15 protein-coding genes are annotated in these 17,971 nt (G+C 62.3%); 5 read left to right on the top strand and 10 right to left on the bottom strand.

Translation table 11 applies throughout. The features are described 5' to 3' along the window. Positions 1-12: 12 nt before the first annotated feature. Positions 13-2,268 (bottom strand): NADP-dependent malic enzyme, encoded by a 2,256-nt coding sequence (locus ACO07D_RS07070; RefSeq protein WP_421702254.1) that lies wholly within the window; start codon positions 2,266-2,268, stop codon positions 13-15. 260 nt (positions 2,269-2,528) lie between these two features. Here ACO07D_RS07070 and galE point away from each other — a divergent pair, with 260 nt between their 5' ends. Then, positions 2,529-3,539, top strand: a complete 1,011-nt coding sequence (gene galE / locus ACO07D_RS07065; RefSeq protein ID WP_421702253.1) for a UDP-glucose 4-epimerase GalE — start codon at positions 2,529-2,531, stop codon at positions 3,537-3,539. Positions 3,540-3,630: 91 nt separating this feature from the next. After that, positions 3,631-6,243: a DNA mismatch repair protein MutS gene (gene mutS, locus ACO07D_RS07060; RefSeq protein ID WP_421705007.1), complete on the top strand. Its 2,613-nt coding sequence runs from the start codon at positions 3,631-3,633 to the stop codon at positions 6,241-6,243. 82 nt (positions 6,244-6,325) lie between these two features. Here mutS and ACO07D_RS07055 read toward each other — a convergent pair whose 3' ends face one another. Together ACO07D_RS07055 and hrcA are read right to left on the bottom strand one after the other, a co-directional pair. Further along, positions 6,326-6,841 (bottom strand): nucleotide exchange factor GrpE, encoded by a 516-nt coding sequence (locus ACO07D_RS07055; protein WP_421705006.1) that lies wholly within the window; start codon positions 6,839-6,841, stop codon positions 6,326-6,328. Between the two features lie 63 nt (positions 6,842-6,904). Next, the gene (hrcA, locus tag ACO07D_RS07050; RefSeq protein ID WP_421702252.1) at positions 6,905-7,966 is read right to left on the bottom strand and encodes a heat-inducible transcriptional repressor HrcA; all 1,062 of its coding nucleotides are present in this window, start codon (positions 7,964-7,966) and stop codon (positions 6,905-6,907) included. A 69-nt stretch (positions 7,967-8,035) separates the two neighbouring features. Here hrcA and rph point away from each other — a divergent pair, with 69 nt between their 5' ends. Genes rph through hemW form a run of 3 tightly spaced genes read left to right on the top strand, consistent with a single transcriptional unit; the run spans position 8,036 to position 10,519 of the window. Next, positions 8,036-8,749 (top strand): ribonuclease PH, encoded by a 714-nt coding sequence (gene rph, locus ACO07D_RS07045; RefSeq protein ID WP_421702251.1) that lies wholly within the window; start codon positions 8,036-8,038, stop codon positions 8,747-8,749. Then, positions 8,746-9,369, top strand: coding sequence for an RdgB/HAM1 family non-canonical purine NTP pyrophosphatase (gene rdgB / locus ACO07D_RS07040; protein ID WP_421702250.1), 624 nt, complete (start codon positions 8,746-8,748; stop codon positions 9,367-9,369). Before rph ends, rdgB begins: the two co-directional genes overlap by 4 nt. Continuing rightward, positions 9,362-10,519: a radical SAM family heme chaperone HemW gene (hemW, locus tag ACO07D_RS07035; RefSeq protein WP_421702249.1), complete on the top strand. Its 1,158-nt coding sequence runs from the start codon at positions 9,362-9,364 to the stop codon at positions 10,517-10,519. The genes rdgB and hemW overlap by 8 nt, the downstream gene beginning before the upstream one ends. On the opposite strand, the gene ACO07D_RS07030 is transcribed toward hemW, so the two are convergent. The 7 genes from ACO07D_RS07030 to ACO07D_RS07000 form a co-directional block, all read right to left on the bottom strand. Further along, positions 10,516-11,397 (bottom strand): ParB/RepB/Spo0J family partition protein, encoded by an 882-nt coding sequence (locus ACO07D_RS07030; protein ID WP_421702248.1) that lies wholly within the window; start codon positions 11,395-11,397, stop codon positions 10,516-10,518. The two genes, hemW and ACO07D_RS07030, sit on opposite strands and share 4 nt — an antisense overlap. 9 nt (positions 11,398-11,406) lie before the next feature. Next, the gene (locus ACO07D_RS07025; RefSeq protein ID WP_421702247.1) at positions 11,407-12,198 is read right to left on the bottom strand and encodes a ParA family protein; all 792 of its coding nucleotides are present in this window, start codon (positions 12,196-12,198) and stop codon (positions 11,407-11,409) included. Continuing rightward, the gene (gene rsmG, locus ACO07D_RS07020) at positions 12,191-12,814 is read right to left on the bottom strand and encodes a 16S rRNA (guanine(527)-N(7))-methyltransferase RsmG (RefSeq protein ID WP_421702246.1); all 624 of its coding nucleotides are present in this window, start codon (positions 12,812-12,814) and stop codon (positions 12,191-12,193) included. The genes ACO07D_RS07025 and rsmG overlap by 8 nt, the downstream gene beginning before the upstream one ends. Further along, positions 12,811-14,688, bottom strand: a complete 1,878-nt coding sequence (mnmG, locus tag ACO07D_RS07015) for a tRNA uridine-5-carboxymethylaminomethyl(34) synthesis enzyme MnmG (protein WP_421702245.1) — start codon at positions 14,686-14,688, stop codon at positions 12,811-12,813. The genes rsmG and mnmG overlap by 4 nt, the downstream gene beginning before the upstream one ends. Positions 14,689-14,725: 37 nt before the next feature. Continuing rightward, a complete protein-coding gene (mnmE, locus tag ACO07D_RS07010) occupies positions 14,726-16,009 on the bottom strand; it encodes a tRNA uridine-5-carboxymethylaminomethyl(34) synthesis GTPase MnmE (RefSeq protein ID WP_421702244.1) in 1,284 nt (427 codons plus the stop codon). A 25-nt stretch (positions 16,010-16,034) separates the two neighbouring features. Continuing rightward, entirely contained in the window at positions 16,035-17,306 is a 1,272-nt protein-coding gene (rho, locus tag ACO07D_RS07005) for a transcription termination factor Rho (RefSeq protein WP_421702243.1), read from the bottom strand. Between the two features lie 153 nt (positions 17,307-17,459). Further along, positions 17,460-17,909, bottom strand: coding sequence for a CopD family protein (locus ACO07D_RS07000; protein WP_421702242.1), 450 nt, complete (start codon positions 17,907-17,909; stop codon positions 17,460-17,462). Positions 17,910-17,971: the final 62 nt, after the last annotated feature.

The following is a 17,971-nucleotide window of genomic DNA, read 5'->3' as shown; positions in this document are numbered from 1 at the left end:
GGGGATCAGAGATCAGCCGATCTTGCAAGCGGCAAGCATCGCCATGTTCAGGATGTCATTTGCGGTCGACGCGGACGAGCAGATCTGGATCGGTTTGCCCGTGCCCGACAGGATCGGACCGATGACCGTGGCGCCGGCCAGTTCCTGCATCATCTTGACCGAGATCGACGAGCTGTGGCGCGCCGGCATGACCAGGATATTGGCGGGGCCGGACAGCTTGCAGAACGGGTATTGCGCCATGATCTCTTCGTTCAGGGCCACGTCTGCGGTCATCTCGCCATCGAACTCGAAATCGACGCCACGCTGGGCCAAGATGTCCGGCGCGTCATGCATCTTTTCGGCGCGTTCCGAGACCGGATAGCCGAAGGTCGAGAAGCTGACAAAAGCCACGCGCGGATCCAGACCCAGGCCACGCGCCACGCGGGCGGCGGCTTCGGCAATATTGGCCAGGTCTTCCGATTCCGGCCATTCATGCACCAGCGTATCGGCAATCAACACGATGCGCCCCTTGACCAGCAGCGCGGTAATGCCGACCGCCCCGTCTGAGGCCTTGGCGTCGAAGACGTGGTTGATAAGCTCCAGCACATGGGCCGATTTGCGGGTGGCGCCGGTGACCAGGCCGTCACCATGCCCATGGGCCAGCATCAGCGAGGCAAAGACGTGACGATCCCGCGCCGCAAGACGGTGGATATCGTGCTGGTCAAAACCGTGACGCTGCAGCCGTTCGTAAAGGAAATCCTTGTAGGTCGACAGGTGCTGGGTGTTCGCGGCGTTCACCACGCGCAGCTCGCGCACCGCGTCGGCCAGGCCTTCGGCTTCCAGCTTGCGTTTCACGTCATCTTCGCGGCCCACGACCAGCGCCCGGCCGAAACCATTGCGCTGATATTGCACCGCAGCGCGCAGCACCTGCGGGTCGTCGCCCTCGGCAAAGATCATGGTGGACTGGGCCTGACGCGCCCGCGCCGTAATTCCGCGTAGGATCGAGGCGGTCGGGTCCATGCGCGATTTCAGCGTCAGCTCATAGGCGTCCATGTCGATGATCGGACGGCGCGCGACCCCGGTGTTCATGCCAGCCTTGGCGACTGCAGGCGGGATCACGTGGATCAGACGCGGGTCGAACGGCGTCGGGATGATGTAATCGCGGCCAAAGGTCAGCTTCTTGCCATAGGCCATGGCGACCTCGTCCGGCACATCCTCGCGGGCCAGTTCCGCCAGCGCCTCGGCACAGGCGATCTTCATCTCGTCATTGATGGCACGGGCGTGAATATCCAGCGCGCCGCGGAACAGATAGGGGAAGCCCAGCACGTTGTTGACCTGGTTCGGATAATCCGACCGGCCGGTGGCAACGATCGCGTCCGGGCGCACCTCATGCGCGTCTTCTGGAGTGATCTCCGGATCCGGGTTGGCCATGGCGAAGATGACAGGGTTGTCGGCCATCGCCTGAACCATCTCCTGCGTCACCGCGCCCTTGACGGAGACGCCCAGGAACACGTCGGCCCCCTCCATCGCCTCTTCCAAAGTGCGCAGGTCAGTGTTGACCGCATGGGCCGATTTCCACTGGTTCATGCCTTCGGTGCGACCCTGATAGATCACGCCCTTGGTGTCACAGACGATACAGTTTTCATGCCGCGCGCCCATGGATTTCAGAAGCTCGATACAGGCAATGCCCGCCGCCCCCGCGCCGTTCAGTACGATCTTCACATCCTCGATCTGCTTGCCCGACAGGTGCAGCGCGTTGATCAGACCCGCCGCGCAGATCACCGCCGTGCCGTGCTGGTCATCGTGGAAGACCGGGATGTCCATCTCTTCCTTGAGCTTCTGTTCGATGATGAAACACTCGGGCGCCTTGATGTCTTCCAGGTTGATGCCGCCGAAGGTCGGGCCCATCAGGCGGACCGCCTCGATGAACTTGTCCGGATCCTCGGTGTCCAGCTCGATATCGATCGAGTTCACGTCGGCAAAGCGTTTGAACAGGACCGCCTTGCCCTCCATCACCGGTTTTGAGCCCAGCGCGCCCAGGTTGCCCAGGCCCAGAACCGCCGTCCCGTTCGAGATCACGGCGACCAGGTTGCCCTTGTTGGTATAGTCATAGGCCGTCGCGGGTTCCGCCGCGATACGCTCACAGGGCACCGCCACACCGGGGGAATATGCCAGCGACAGGTCGCGCTGTGTGGTCATCGGGACCGAGGGCGTGACCTCGAACTTGCCCGGGGTCGGGTCGATGTGGAAGGCAAGCGCCTCTTCGTCGGTGATTCTGGCTTTGGGCATCTCTGTCGGTCTCTCGTTGGGTCGTCCTCGGCGCATCACCCTTACAGGGGGCTTTGCCGGGTCTCAACCGCCTTTTGCGCATGATTATGTCTTACGCCGCGGTATTTTGCGCAATTGTTGGAAAGATGTTTCCTTTCGGATCGCAATTTTTGAAATTCAAAGCCCACCGCAGGTGGAATTTCACCGCCAACCAGCCTTTCCCTGCTGATTTTCCCACCATTCCACCGTAGTTTCCGCACAAGCAGTAACGGAGTGTCCACGTGTCCAAGAAAATCCTCCTGACCGGCGGCGCCGGGTTCATCGGGTCCCACACCTATGTCGAGCTGGTGGCGGCAGGCTATGAGGTCGTGATCATCGACGACTTCTCGAACGCGCAGCATGACGTGTTGGACCGGTTGGAGGTCATCGCGGGCGGCAAGGTCACCTGTTACGAGGGCGACGTGCTGGATGGCGCCCTGCTGGACCGTATATTTGCCGAACATGACATCGCTGCCGCCATTCATTTCGCCGCCAAGAAAGCAGTTGGCGAAAGCACGGAAATCCCGCTCGAATACATGCAGATCAACATCGCCGGGCTCTATTCCCTGCTGAAGGCGATGAAAAAGGCTGAGGTGTTTACCCTCGTCTTCTCTTCCAGCTGCACCGTTTATGGCGACCCCGAGACGCTGCCGGTGACCGAGGACGCGCCGCGCAGTTTCTCCAACCCATACGGTTTCACCAAACTGACCTGCGAGCAATCGCTGGAGCAGATCGCCCATCACGACCCCCGCTGGGCCTTCGGCATCCTGCGCTATTTCAACCCGGCGGGCGCCCATGCCACCGGGCTGATCGGCGAGGATCCCAACGACATTCCGAACAACCTGATGCCCTATATCTCCAAGGTCGCCACCGGCGAACTGGAACGCCTGGGCGTCTTCGGCAATGACTATCCCACCCCCGACGGCACCGGCGTGCGCGACTATATCCATGTGACCGACCTGGCGCAGGGCCATGTTCTGTCCTTGAAAGCGCTGCTGGATACCGGCGACAGTCACACGGTGAACCTGGGCACTGGGCAGGGCTATAGCGTGCTCGACATGCTGCACGCCTATGAACGCGCCTGCGGTTTTGACCTGGCGCATCAGATCCTGCCCCGCCGCGCCGGTGACATTGCCGAGGTCTATGGCGATCCGTCGAAGGCCCAGGACGTGTTGGGCTTCCGCGCGCAGCTGGGCCTTGATGACATGTGCGCCAGCTCCTGGAACTGGATTTCCCGGCGGAAAAACACCTGACCCCCTTTCACCTTCCGGGTGCAATCCGTAATCTGTGCGGACACAAAACCAGGGGGCACAGGTGACCACAGCGAAATCCGCCGTGACGCCGATGATGGCGCAGTATCTCGAGATCAAATCCGGCTATCCGGACGCTCTCCTGTTCTATCGCATGGGCGATTTCTACGAGATGTTCTTCGACGACGCCGTCGCCGCGGCCGAGGCGCTGGACATTGCGCTCACCAAACGCGGCAAGCACCTGGGCGAGGATATCCCGATGTGCGGCGTGCCCGTTCATGCCGCCGAAGGTTACTTCCTGACCCTGATCCGCAAAGGTTTTCGCGTCGCTGTCTGCGAACAGATGGAAAGCCCCGCCGAGGCGAAGAAACGTGGGTCCAAGTCGGTCGTGAAACGCGACGTGGTGCGCCTGGTCACGCCCGGCACCCTGACCGAAGACAGTCTGTTGGAAGCCCGCCGCCACAACTTCCTGGCAGCCTTCCACGAGGTGCGCGATGACGCGGCCCTGGCCTGGGTCGATATCTCCACCGGCGCCTTCCGCGTCATGCCCTGCCCGCCGGTGCGTCTGGCCCCGGAACTCGCCCGTCTGGCCCCCCGCGAGCTGATCACCAGCGAGGCGAAAGAGGCGGAATTGGCCGGAACAGTGTCTGAACTGGGCGCCTCCCTGACCCCGCTGGGCCGCGCCGCCTTTGACAGCGCCGGCGCCGAGAAGCGGCTGAAGGAGCTTTACTCGGTCGGTGATCTCGAGGCCTTCGGTCAGTTCTCCCGCGCCGAACTGGGTGCCATGGGCGCGATCGTCGAATATCTGGACATTACCCAGAAGGGCAAACTCCCCCTGCTGCGCGCGCCCGTGAAGGAAATGGCCCATGGCACGATGCAGATCGACGCCGCCACGCGCCGCAACCTGGAACTGACCCATTCCATGTCCGGGGGCCGCGAAGGCTCGCTGCTGTCCGCCATCGACCGAACGGTGACCGCTGGTGGCGGGCGTCTGTTGGAACGCCGCATTTCCTCACCCTCCCGCGACCTGGCCGAGATCCACGCGCGACTGGAAAGCGTGCGTTTCCTGCTGGAACAGGGTCGACTGACCGCCGATCTACGCGACGCGCTGCGCAAGGCTCCGGACATGGACCGTGCCCTGTCACGCCTGGGTCTGGAACGCGGCGGCCCGCGTGACCTGGCTGCCATTCGCAACGGTCTGGCCGCCGCCCTGGACGTGGCCGGGATGCTGCCCGCCGATGCCCCCGCGAAACTCGCGCAGGCAGGCAGCGCGCTGACCGGTCACGACGAACTTCTAGACCTGCTCGAGCAAAGCCTGATCGCCGAACCGCCCCTTCTGGCCCGTGACGGTGGCTTCATCGCGCCGGGTTACGACGCCGACCTCGACGAGGCGCGCCAGCTGCGCGACGAAGGCCGCAGTGTGATCGCCAGCATGCAGGCGGAATATGCAAACCAGACCGGAATTTCTTCGCTGAAGGTCAAGCACAACAACGTGCTGGGCTATTTCATCGAAACCACGGCGACCCACGCCGACAAGATGCTGAACCCGCCCCTGTCGGAGCATTTCATCCACCGCCAAACCACCGCCAACGCGGTGCGTTTCACCACCGTGGCGCTGAGCGAGATGGAAACCAAGATCCTCAACGCCGGCGCCCGCGCGCTCGAGATCGAAAAGCGTCTCTATTCCACCCTGTCCGGTGCCATTCTGGCGCAAAACGGCGAAGTTGCCGAAGCCGCCCGCGCCCTGGCCGAGATCGACCTGGCCACCGGTTTTGCCGACCTTGCCCGCGCCGAGGATTGGTGCGCCCCGGTGGTCGATGACTCTCGCACGTTCCAAATCACCGGCGGCCGCCACCCGGTGGTCGAACGCGCCCTGAAACGCGACGGCGAGCCCTTCATCGCCAATGACTGCGCGCTCGCGGATGGTTCTGACGGCGCTGATATCTGGCTGCTGACCGGTCCCAACATGGCCGGTAAATCGACCTTCCTGCGCCAGAACGCGCTGATTGCCCTGCTCGCCCAGACCGGCAGCTACGTGCCAGCGCGCGCCGCCCATATCGGGCTTGTGTCTCAGCTGTTCAGCCGCGTCGGCGCCTCGGATGACCTGGCGCGTGGCCGATCAACCTTCATGGTCGAAATGGTTGAAACCGCCGCGATCCTGAACCAGGCCGACGACCGCGCGCTGGTGATCCTCGATGAAATCGGCCGCGGCACCGCAACCTATGACGGTCTGTCCATCGCCTGGGCCACGCTGGAGCACCTGCACGAAACCAACCTGTCGCGCGCGCTTTTCGCGACGCATTACCACGAGCTGACCCAGCTTGCCGGGAAACTGCCCGGCGTCGACAACGCCACCATCGCGGTGAAGGAGTGGGAAGGCGAGGTCATCTTCCTGCACGAGGTGCGCAAGGGCGCCGCCGACCGCAGCTACGGGGTCCAGGTCGCGAAACTCGCAGGCCTGCCCGCCAGCGTGGTGGACCGCGCCCGCGTGGTTCTGGAAGCGCTGGAAAAAGGCGAACGCGAGGGTAAGCAGCAAAAGGCGATCATCGACGACCTGCCGCTCTTCGCGGCCACGCCTGCCCCGGCTGCCACTCCCGTAGAGCCTTCAAAAGTCGAAGAAAAACTCGCCGAGATACATCCCGACGAGCTCACACCCCGCGAGGCGCTCAACCTGATCTATGAGCTCAGAAAGATGCTAAAGGAATGACCCTCTTTCATCTTTCCAAAAATATCCTGGGGGGTCTGGGGGGCTAGCCCCCCAGCTGGTCGGATTGCAAAGCAATTCGAAATCATGCGGGTGTCGACGACACCCCGACCTGCGCCGGCCGCAGCAGCCGGTCATGCAGCATGAACCCTTCCGCCATGACCTGAATGACATCGCCCGCCTTGGTGCCGGGCACCGGGGCTTCGAACATCGCCTCGTGCTGTTCCGGGTCGAACTTGTCGCCCACTTCCGGCGAGACCAGGCGAATGCCGTGTTTCTCGAAGATGCCCAGAAGCGAGCGCATGGTCAGCTCGATCCCTTCGATCAACGGTTTGGACGCCTCGTTGTCGTCCTTGGCCGCCGCTTCCACCGCACGTTTCATGTTGTCAAACACCGGCAGCATGTCGCGCGCCAGTTTCGAGCCACCATATTGCTCAGCCTCACGACGATCCCGCTCGCCACGCTTGCGCGAGTTCTCGGCGTCCGCCAGCGCCCGCATGAATCGGTCGCGCATGTCGTCGCGTTCCGCGCGCAGCTGTTCCAGCTCGTCGTCGGCTTCCGCCTCGGTCGGCTCCGCCACCGGCTCACCCTGCTCGGCCATCAATTCCTCGATCGCCGCTTCCACATCGATGTTGTTCTTCGCGTCCGTCATCTCTTTCAACCTTCATCCGCGACCCGCAATCAGCTTGCCGACCAGCTGCGCCGTGTAATCCACGATGGGCACGATCCGCCCGTAGTTCAGCCGCGTCGGACCAATCACGCCCACGGCGCCAATGATCTTACGATCAGCGTTCATATATGGGGAAACCACCAAAGAGCTACCCGAAAGTGAGAAAAGTTTGTTCTCAGACCCGATAAAAATGCGCACGCCTTCGCCATCCTCGGCCAATTCAAGGAAATCGGCGATATCCCGCTTGCGCTCCAGGTCGTCAAACAGCGTGCGAATGCGGTCCAGATCCGCCTGATCCGACGCGTCCAACAGATTCGAGCGGCCACGCACGATCAGCCGCTCATAGGTTTCACCCTCGTTCTCCCAAAGGGCCGCGCCGCTTTCGACCAGCTCGGCGGCCAGCACGTCCAGCTCCTGCCGCCGTGCCTTGATTTCGGCGACCATCACGCGGCGCAATTCGCCAATCGTGCGCCCTTCGGCCAGGGCGTTCAGGAAATTCGCCGCCTCGCGCATCGAACTCGGCGTCTGCCCGGGTGGAGGCGTGAACACACGGTTTTCCACGTGCCCATCAGCAAAGACCAGCACCACAAGGGCACGATCATGGGCCAAGGACACGAATTCGATATGTTTGATCGGCGCTTCATGCTTGGGCGCCAGGACCAGGCTCGCCCCCGCCGTAATCCCCGACAGGGCCGACCCAACCCGGTCGAGCATCTGGCCGACATCCGGCTCGGCCCCGCCCAGGGTCTCGTCGATCTTCTGCCGGTCGGTGCCATCCAGCTCGCTCACTTCCAACAGCCCGTCCACGAACATGCGCAACCCCTGTTCGGTCGGAATGCGCCCCGCCGAGACATGCGGGCTATCCAGCAACCCCATGAATTCCAGATCCGACATGACATTGCGGATCGTCGCCGGGGACACTTTCTCCGTCAGGCTGCGCGTCAAGGTGCGCGAGCCGACCGGCTCCCCCGTCTCCAAATACCCTTCGACCAGGCGCCGAAACACCTCGCGCGACCGCGCGTTCATCTCTTCCAACAGCTTCGGAGCATCCGTCATGCTATCTCGCCTTGCCTTTTCGCGGGCCTTGTGTGACCTACATCCCGACTTTTTACAAAGGGGAATGCCATGCGCCCGTCCGGTCGAACTGTAGATGAAATGCGTCCGATTTCAATTGAAGTCGGCGTGACGAAACACGCCGAGGGCTCTTGCCTGATCAAGGTCGGCGATACGCACGTACTGTGCACCGCCACGCTGGAAGAGCGCGTACCGCCCTTCCTGCGCAACTCCGGCAAGGGCTGGGTCACCGCCGAATACGGCATGCTGCCGCGTTCCACCACCTCGCGGATGCGTCGCGAGGCTGCTGCGGGCAAGCAAGGCGGAAGAACCGTTGAAATTCAACGACTTATCGGTCGTTCGCTGCGTGCAGGCGTGGATATGCAGGCCCTGGGTGAGCGTCAGATTACCATCGACTGCGACGTGATCCAGGCCGATGGTGGCACGCGCTGTGCGGCGATCACCGGCGGCTGGGTCGCCCTGCGCCTGGCGGTGAACAAGCTCCTGAAAGCGGGCGACGTCAAGATGGATCCCATCCTCGACAATGTCGCCGCCGTGTCCTGCGGCATCTACGCCGGTCAGCCGGTGCTGGATCTGGACTACCCCGAGGATTCTGAGGCCGGCGTTGACGGCAATTTCGTCATGACCGCCGGGGGCAAGCAGATCGAGGTGCAGATGTCTGCCGAAGGCTCGACCTTTACCCGCGATCAGATGAACACGCTGATGGACCTGGCCGACAAGGGCGTGGCGGAGCTGGTTGCCCTGCAAAACGAGGCCACCAAGTGACCCGGGCCTTCGACGGCGACAAGCTGGTCATCGCTTCGCATAACGCGGGCAAGATCTGCGAGATCGGCGCGCTGCTCGAACCTTTCGGTGTTTCCGTCGTCTCCGCTGGCGACCTCGGGCTCGATGAGCCCGAGGAGACCGAGGACACTTTCGCTGGTAACGCCCGTATCAAGGCGCATTTCGCCGCGAAAGCCTCCGGCCTGCCCGCCCTGTCCGATGACAGCGGCATCACAGTCGATGCACTGGACGGCCAACCCGGCGTCTACACTGCCGATTGGGCCGAAACTCCGAACGGGCGCGATTTTCCCATGGCGATGACCAAGGTCTGGACCCTGCTGGAAGAAAAAAACGCGCCTGAACCGCGTACCGCCGCTTTCAACTGCACGCTTTGCCTCGCCTGGCCCGATGGTCATGACGAGATCTTCGAAGGCATTGTGCGCGGCGCGGTCTCCTGGCCGATGCGTGGCGATCAGGGTTTCGGCTTCGATCCGATCTTCGTTCCCGAAGGCCATTCGGAAACCTTTGGTGAGATGGATCCGGCAAAAAAGCACGAGATGAGCCATCGCGCCGACGCTTTCGCCAAGCTCGTTTCGGCTGTATTTGGCCGGAATAGTGACTGATCTGGCGCTTGAAAACTGGCAAGAGGCCGGGTTCGGCCTCTACCTCCATTGGCCCTTCTGCGCGGCCAAGTGCCCTTATTGCGATTTCAACAGCCACGTCAGCCAATCCATTGACCAAGACGCTTGGCAAGCGGCTTACCTGTCCGAAATCGACCGCTACGCAGACCTCGCCCCCGGCCGGGTGCTGGACAGCATCTATTTCGGCGGCGGAACCCCCTCCCTGATGGATCCCGCCCTGGTTGGCGCGATCCTAGACCGGATTTCCAACCACTGGACCCTGGGCAACAACGTCGAGATCACTTTGGAGGCCAACCCAACATCCATCGAGGCCGCCAATTTCGCAGGATACCGCGCGGGCGGCGTCAATCGCGTCTCCATAGGCGTTCAGGCGCTGAATGATGCCGACCTGAAGAAACTTGGACGCATGCATTCCGTTGAAGAGGCCAAACAGGCACTTTCCCTTGCCAAATCCACTTTCGACCGGGTGAATTTCGACCTGATCTATTCCCGCCAGGACCAGAGCCTAGACGACTGGCGCACCGAACTTGCCCAAGCGCTCGACATGGGCCCGGACCACCTGTCGCTCTATCAACTCACCATCGAAGACGGCACCGCCTTCGGCGACCGGTTCGCTGCGGGTGGTCTGAAAGGCCTGCCCGGCGACGACCTGGCCGTGGACCAGTATTTCCTGACCCAGGAACTTTGCGAGTCCGCCGGTCTTCCCGCCTACGAGGTGTCAAACCACGCCCGCCCGGGCGAGGAAAGCCGCCACAACATGATCTATTGGCAAGCGGGCGACTGGATCGGCATCGGCCCCGGCGCGCATGGACGGCTGACCCTTGGCGGTCGCCGCATCGGCACCGAAACCCCGCACGCCCCCACCGATTGGCTGAAAAACCCCGGCGAAAGTGTCCGGGAGCAGATCCCCCTGGACGAGCAGGCCGTCGAATACCTGCTCATGGGCCTGCGCCTGCGCGAGGGGATTGATTTGGAACGGCTAAAAACCCGGTTCGGGCTGGAACTGGAGACGCAAAAGCTCAGAAACCTGCTGGAATTGTCCCTGATCGAGCTCGACGGGGCCACCCTGCGCACCTCGCGCGAAGGTCGGCCCGTACTGAACGCAATCCTGCGGGAACTGCTCCCCGATTAAACGCTGAGCTTACCGCAGATGTCGTCCAGCTGGTCCAGGTCGGCATAACGGATCGTCACCACGCCGCTTTCGCCGCCCGGCTTGTGATCAATCGTCACCTTCATGCCCATGGCGGCGGACAGATCGCCCTCCAAGGCACGCGTATCCGCGTCCTTTTCCGTCTGTGCCGCGGGTTTCGCGCTCTTTGCCGCCGGTTTCGGCCCCTTGGCCAGCCGTTCCGCGTCGCGCACCGACAGGCCCTTCGCGGCAATCTGCTTGCCCAGCCCCACGGGATCTTCGGCCGTGATCAGTGCCCGGGCGTGGCCTGCGGTTAGCGCGCCTTCGATCACCATGTCCTGCACTTCATCGGGCAGATTCAGCAGCCGCAGGAAGTTCGCGATGTGCGAGCGGCTTTTGCCAAGCGCTTCCGAGACCTTTTCCTGCGTATGCCCAAAACGCTTCATCAGGTCGCGATACCCCTGCGCTTCTTCGATCGCATTCAGATCAGCGCGCTGAATGTTTTCGATAATCGCAACTTCCAGCGCCTCGGTGTCGTTATATTCCCGAATGATTGCAGGCACTTCGTGCAATTGCGCCTGCTGCGAGGCGCGCCAGCGGCGTTCGCCCGCCACGATCTCATACGTATCCTCATCCCGTGGGTTCTTGCGCAGGATAAGCGGCTGGATTACGCCCTTTTCGCGGATCGAGTTCGCCAGATCGTCCAGCCGTTCCTTGGTAAAATGGCGCCGCGGCTGGTCCGGATTGGGAAAGATCTTCTCCACCGGCACCATCTGATCGGCGCGACGTGGACGATCCGGCGCCGCCTCCGGCTCTTGCGTGACATCCGCCATGAGGGCCGACAGCCCCCGCCCCAATCCACCGCTCGGTTTCCGTGCCATTGCCGCCTCCTATCGTGCGATCAGTTCTTGTGCCAGCGCCGTATAGGCCAGCGCGCCCTTGGATGTCGGATCATACGCCATGACCGGCAAAGCGAAAGAGGGCGCCTCGGACACCCGCACATTGCGCGGGATAACGGTGCCGAAGACCAGTTCGCCCAGGTTTGTCCGGGCGTCTGCTTCAACCTGCCGCGACAGGTTGTTGCGCGCATCATACATGGTCAGGACGATGCCCTCGATTCTCAGCCCTTTGTTCGCCGAGGCCCGCACCTCCCGCACCGTCAGCATCAGCTGGCTAAGGCCCTCAAGCGCAAAAAACTCGCTTTGCAGCGGCACCAGCACCGAATCCGCCGCCACCATCGCGTTCACCGTCAGCAGGTTCAGCGACGGCGGGCAGTCGATCAGCACGTAATCGAAACCCAGACCGTCGATCCCCGGCGCGCGCAGGGCATCATGCAGCAGAAAACTGCGTTTTTCATTGGAAAACAGCTCGATATCTGCCGAGGACAGGTCCGTCGTTGCCGGCGTCAGATAGAGCCCCTCGACCCCGGTTTTCATCACGACTTCGGCAATCGGCGCCTCATCGACCAGCAGATCATAGGTGGTGCGCTTGCGGTCGGCGACATCCACGCCCAGCCCGGTCGAACAGTTGCCCTGCGGATCCAAATCGACCAACAGAACCGCCTTACCCTCCGCCGCCAGAGCAGCGCCCAGGTTGATGGTCGTCGTGGTCTTGCCCACCCCGCCCTTCTGGTTCGTCACGGCAATGATCTTCGGTCGCCGGGGGCGGATCGGGTCAGGCACGGTGGATGTCTCCCAGGGAAAGAATGACGGCTTCGGAACTGGTCTTGCTGGCATATGTATCCGCCTGGAAGGCCCACTTTTCAAGCGCTTCCTTCAGCTCAACCGCATGGTTCGCGCCTTTCAGGAAAATGGCGCGGCCATCGGGTGACAGATGGCGGTCGGCAAAGCCCAAAAGTTGGGCAAGCGAGGCCAGGGCCCGGGCCGATAGAATGTCAGCATCCAGAGGCTCAACCTGCTCGATTCGCTTGGAAATTACCTCAACACCCACCCCGGTCTCCCGCGCCACCGTGCGCAGGAAGGTCGCCTTGCGCAAGTCGCTCTCAATGCAGGTCACGCGCAGATCAGGGCGTTTTTCCGCCGCCAATATGGCGATAATAAGGCCAGGAAAGCCGCCTCCGGTGCCGATATCTACCCAAGACCGGCCTTGTGGCGCGATTTCGAGCACCTGCGCGCTGTCCAGGAAGTGCCGGGTCCAGAGCTGGCCCAGGGTGGACGGTGCCACCAGGTTGATCGCCGGGTTCCATTTGGTCAGCAGCGCGGCATAGCGATCCAGCCGCGCCAATGTTTCACGTGAAACATCCACCTGGGCCAGGAAGCCCGCTCTTTCGTCGCTCATGCCCGTTTTGCCCGTTCTGCCTGACGTAGTTTCGCCAGGATCAAGGTCAGCGCCGCCGGGGTCACCCCCTCGACCCGGCCGGCCTGTGCCAGGGTCCGGGGCCGCGCGGCCGTCAGTTTCGTTGACAGCTCATTCGACAGGCCATCCAGCCCATGATAGTCAAATTCTGCTGGAATTTCATGGGCTTCGTCTCGTTGCAACGCCTCCACATCGCGCTTTTGACGCTCGATATAGTTGGCATAAAGCGCGTCCTTGGCGATCTGATCGCGGATTGGCGCCTCAATCACCGCCAGATCCGGCTCCAGCCCCAGAAGATCGTCAAACCCGATGTCCGGGAAGGCCAGCAGGTCGAAGCCGCTGCGCTTGGTCCCATCCTTGCGCACCTGCATGCCGGTCTTCTCGACCTCCTGCGGGGTAAAGCCGCGCGCGGTCAGCATGTCCTTCGCTTCGGCAAGTTTCTCGGCCTTCTCCTCAAACGCAGCGCGGCGCAGTTCACCCACCAGGCCCAGATCTATCCCCATCGGCGTCAGGCGTTGGTCCGCGTTGTCCGCGCGCAGGGACAGGCGGAACTCGGCGCGCGAGGTGAACATGCGATAGGGCTCAGTCACCCCGCGTGTGATCAGATCGTCGATCATCACGCCGATATAGGAATTCGCCCGCGAGAAGATCGCTGGCTCCTGCCCCTTGATCTTGAGGGCAGCATTCAGTCCAGCCACAAGACCTTGTGCCGCGGCTTCTTCGTACCCGGTGGTGCCGTTGATCTGCCCGGCCAGGTACAGCCCCGGCACATCGCGCAGTTCCAGCGTTTCGGTCAGCGCGCGGGGATCGACATAGTCGTACTCGATCGCGTAGCCCGGCTGCAGAATCTTCGTATTCTCCAGCCCGAAGATCGAGCGCACGTAATCCTCCTGCACTTCGACGGGCAACGAGGTGCTGATCCCATTCGGATAGACCGTATCGTCGTCCAGCCCTTCGGGCTCCAGGAACACCTGATGGCTTTCCTTATCGGCAAAACGCACGACCTTGTCTTCGATCGAGGGACAATAGCGCGGCCCAACCCCGTCGATATGCCCGCCATACATGGCGCTGCGGTCGAGGTTTTGTCGAATAATCTCATGCGTTTGGGCATTCGTATGGGTAATGCCGCAGGCAACCTGGCGGGTGAGTGGCTTGTCGTGCAGGAAAGAAAACATCTCCGCCACGTCATCGCCCGGCTGGCTGTCCAGCGCGTCCCATTTGATGGTTTTCCCATCCAGACGCGGTGGCGTACCGGTTTTCAAACGGCCCAGCGGCAGGCCAAACCCGTCAATCCGCTCAGCCAGCTTGATCGAGGGCTTATCCCCCATCCGTCCGCCATCCTTGCGTACGTCACCGATATGAATGACCCCACGCAGGAAAGTGCCGGTGGTCAGGATCACCGCGCCCGCGTGCAGCTCCGATCCATCGGCCAGCACGACTCCGGCGACACGATCGCCCTGCATGATCAGGTCAACGACCTCACCTTCAACCACCTCCAGATTCGCCTGGTCACGCATCTCTGCCTGCATTTCGCGCGCATAGATCTTGCGGTCCGATTGCGCGCGCGGGCCTTGTACAGCAGGGCCTTTGCGGCGATTGAGCAGGCGGAACTGGATGCCCGCCTTGTCCGCCACACGGCCCATGACCCCGTCCAGCGCGTCGACTTCCCGCACCAGGTGGCCCTTGCCCAGCCCGCCAATGGCCGGGTTGCAGGACATAACACCGATCCCGTCAAAACGCAGCGTGACCAGGGCTGTTCGCACGCCCATGCGCGCAGCGGCATGGGCGGCGTCGGCACCCGCGTGCCCGCCCCCGACAACGATCACATCGAAATCAGACTGTTTCACGTGAAACACTCCTTCATGACGTTCATTCGATGTTTCACGTGAAACATCACTTGCCCAGACAAAAGCTCGCAAAGATCTCGTCCAGGATATTCTCTACATCGACCCGCCCGACCAGGGAATCAAGGGCGCGGATCGCAGTACGCAGCTCTTCGGCCGCCAGTTCGGCGCGGTCGGGGCCGTTCAATACCTCGATTCGCGCGTATTCCAAAACATCCAGCGCCTTGAGGATCGCAAGCCGATGCCGTTCCCGCGTCGCCGTGCCCGCCTGGGCGGCCCGTCCCCGCAACACGGTCGAGGCGCGCGCGATCAGCTCATCCACCCCCTGCCCGGTCTTGCCCGACAGCGAAAACCCCTCAGCCCCACGCAGGTCGGCCTTGCCATGGGCGATCACATCACCGTCCTGCGGCTCCACCCCTTGCACGTCGCCACTCTCATCCAGCAGGAACACACGCAGATCAGCGGCCGCCGCGCGCTGCTTGGCGCGTTCGATGCCGATCCCTTCGACATGATCCTCGGTCTCGCGCAGCCCGGCGGTGTCCAGAACGGTTACCGGCAGCCCGTCCAACTCCATGCGTACCTCAATCACATCGCGGGTCGTACCGGCGTATTCCGAGGTAATCGCCGCCTCCCGCCCCGCCAAGGCGTTCAGCAGCGTGGATTTGCCGATATTGGGCGGACCGATGATGGCAATTTCGAACCCTTCGCGGATCCGTTCGGAAATCCGCGCGCCTTCGCTTTCCGCGCGCAAGGAGGCCTCGACCCGGTCCAACAGGTCCAGAACTTCCGGCGAGACATCGACCGGCACGTCCTCGTCGGCGAAATCAATGGTCGCTTCCAGAAGCGCCGCGGCGCGGATCAAGTCGGTGCGCCAGGCCTCCGCCTTGTCGCCCAGGGCGCCCGATAGCACACGAAACGCCTGTTTGCGCTGCGCCTCGGTCTCGGCGTCAATCAGATCAGCCAGGCCTTCAACCTGGGCCAGGTCCAGGCATTCGTTCTCCAATGCGCGACGGGTAAACTCACCCGGCTCAGCCAGGCGCAACCCATCGAGCTGCCCCAGCACGCGCAACACCGCGTTGACCACGGCCAAGGAGCCATGCAGCTGAAGCTCCACCACATCCTCGCCGGTAAAGCTCGCGCCTGCGTCGAAGCGCAAGACCAGCGCCTCATCCAGCACTTCGCCCTCCCAGACAAGGCGCCGCAAAGCCGCCTGGCGCGCCGCCGGCAGCGCGCAAAGCTGCGCGCAGGCCGAAAACGCAGATGGCCCGGAAATCCGGACCACCGCCACGCCGGCCTTGCCTTGCGCAGATGCGAGTGCATAGATCGTATCCATGGTTAACCCATTGATCTAGAACACATTATGCGTTCATCGAGTCGAAGAATTCGCCATTCGTCTTGGTCTGTTTCAGCTTCGAGATCAGGAACTCGATCGCATCCGTCGTACCCATCGGGTTCAGGATGCGGCGCAGGACATAGGTCTTCTGCAAGTCCTTGCCCTCGACCAGCAGGTCCTCTTTCCGGGTGCCGGACTTGAGGATGTCCATCGCCGGGAAGACGCGCTTGTCGGCGACCTTGCGGTCCAGCACGATTTCCGAGTTACCGGTGCCCTTGAATTCTTCGAAGATGACCTCGTCCATGCGCGAGCCCGTGTCGATCAGCGCGGTGGCGATGATGGTCAGCGAGCCGCCTTCCTCGATGTTACGCGCGGCGCCAAAGAAGCGCTTGGGGCGTTGCAGCGCGTTGGCGTCCACACCACCGGTCAGCACCTTGCCCGACGAGGGCACAGTGGTGTTGAAGGCGCGACCCAGACGGGTGATCGAGTCGAGCAGGATCACAACATCGCGCTTGTGTTCCACCAGGCGCTTGGCCTTTTCGATCACCATCTCGGACACGGCCACGTGACGCGAGGCGGGTTCGTCAAAGGTAGAGGACACGACCTCCCCCTTCACCGACCGCTGCATGTCGGTGACTTCCTCGGGACGTTCGTCGATCAAGAGCACGATCAGATAGCATTCCGGGTGGTTGGCTTCGATCGAATGCGCGATGTTCTGCAACAGCACCGTCTTACCGGTGCGCGGCGGGGCGACGATCAGCGACCGCTGGCCCTTGCCGATCGGCGCCACCAGGTCAATGATCCGCGCAGAACGGTCCTTGATGGTCGGATCCTCGATCTCCATCTTCAGGCGCTCATCCGGGTAGAGCGGCGTCAGGTTGTCAAACGCCACCTTGTGCTTGGCCTCAGCCGGGTCACCGAAGTTGATTTTTTCGACCTGAGTGATCGCAAAATAGGTCTCGTTGTCGCCCGGGGCCTGGATGATGCCTTCGATCGTGTCACCGGTGCGCAGCGAATACTGGCGGATCATGTCGGGCGAGACATAGATGTCATCAGGACCCGGCAGATAGTTCGCCTCGGGCGAACGCAGGAAGCCGAAGCCGTCCTGGAGCACTTCCAGCACGCCATCGCCGCCGATGATCCATTCATCATCGGCCCGCTCGCGCAGGATCGAGAACATCAGCTCCCCCTTGCGCATGGTCGAGGCGTTTTCGATTTCCAGATCCTCGGCCATCGCCACCAGGTCTTTGGGGCTACGGGCCTTGAGTTCGGCAAGGTTCAGACGGTCTTGAGACATGAAATACTCCACGCGCGCTGATGGCGCGGTATCGGGTTCTGTTCTGGGAAACAGCGTACGGCCGGACGGCCTGCTTGACGGCTATCTAAGCAGATGCGCGCGTCGAGTCAACGCATGCAACGTCAGAGGCCCCACAGGAAGCCCCTGGGCGCCTCAGAACTTCATGATCACTGAAAACACGATCACCAGCATCAGGAGCGTCGGAAACTCATTCATCATGCGATAGCGCCGCCCTGTGAGCGTATTGGTGCCCGCCACGAACTCCTTGCGGCGCGCAGCCAGCCACATGTGAAACCAGGTCATGGCAATCACGCTCAGCCCCTTGGTCCAGGGCCAGACCATGTCCCAGGCGACGATCCCGGGCGTCAGGACCAGGCACAGGCCGAAAATCCACGTCGAGATCATCGCAGGGTTCATGATCGCCTTCAGAAGCCGCCTTTCCATGGTCTGGAACAACTCGTCGGTCTCATTGCCTGATCCCACCACCTCGACGTGATAGACGAACAGCCGCGGCAGGTAGAACAGGCCGGCCATCCAGGCAATCACGCTGACGATATGCATCGCTTTTGCGAAGTTGTAGATCGTGATCAGGAAATCTTCCATTCTCTCTGCCTCTGTTCGGGTGGGTCTGGGCGAAACCTCTCGGGCCTTCCTTATAAAAAAAT

This window comes from Aliiroseovarius sp. (assembly GCF_965228805.1).
Classification (GTDB): Bacteria; Pseudomonadota; Alphaproteobacteria; order Rhodobacterales; family Rhodobacteraceae; genus JASBTN01.
Note: the sequence above shows the minus strand (reverse complement) of the source record. Positions and strands in the feature narration are given on the sequence as shown.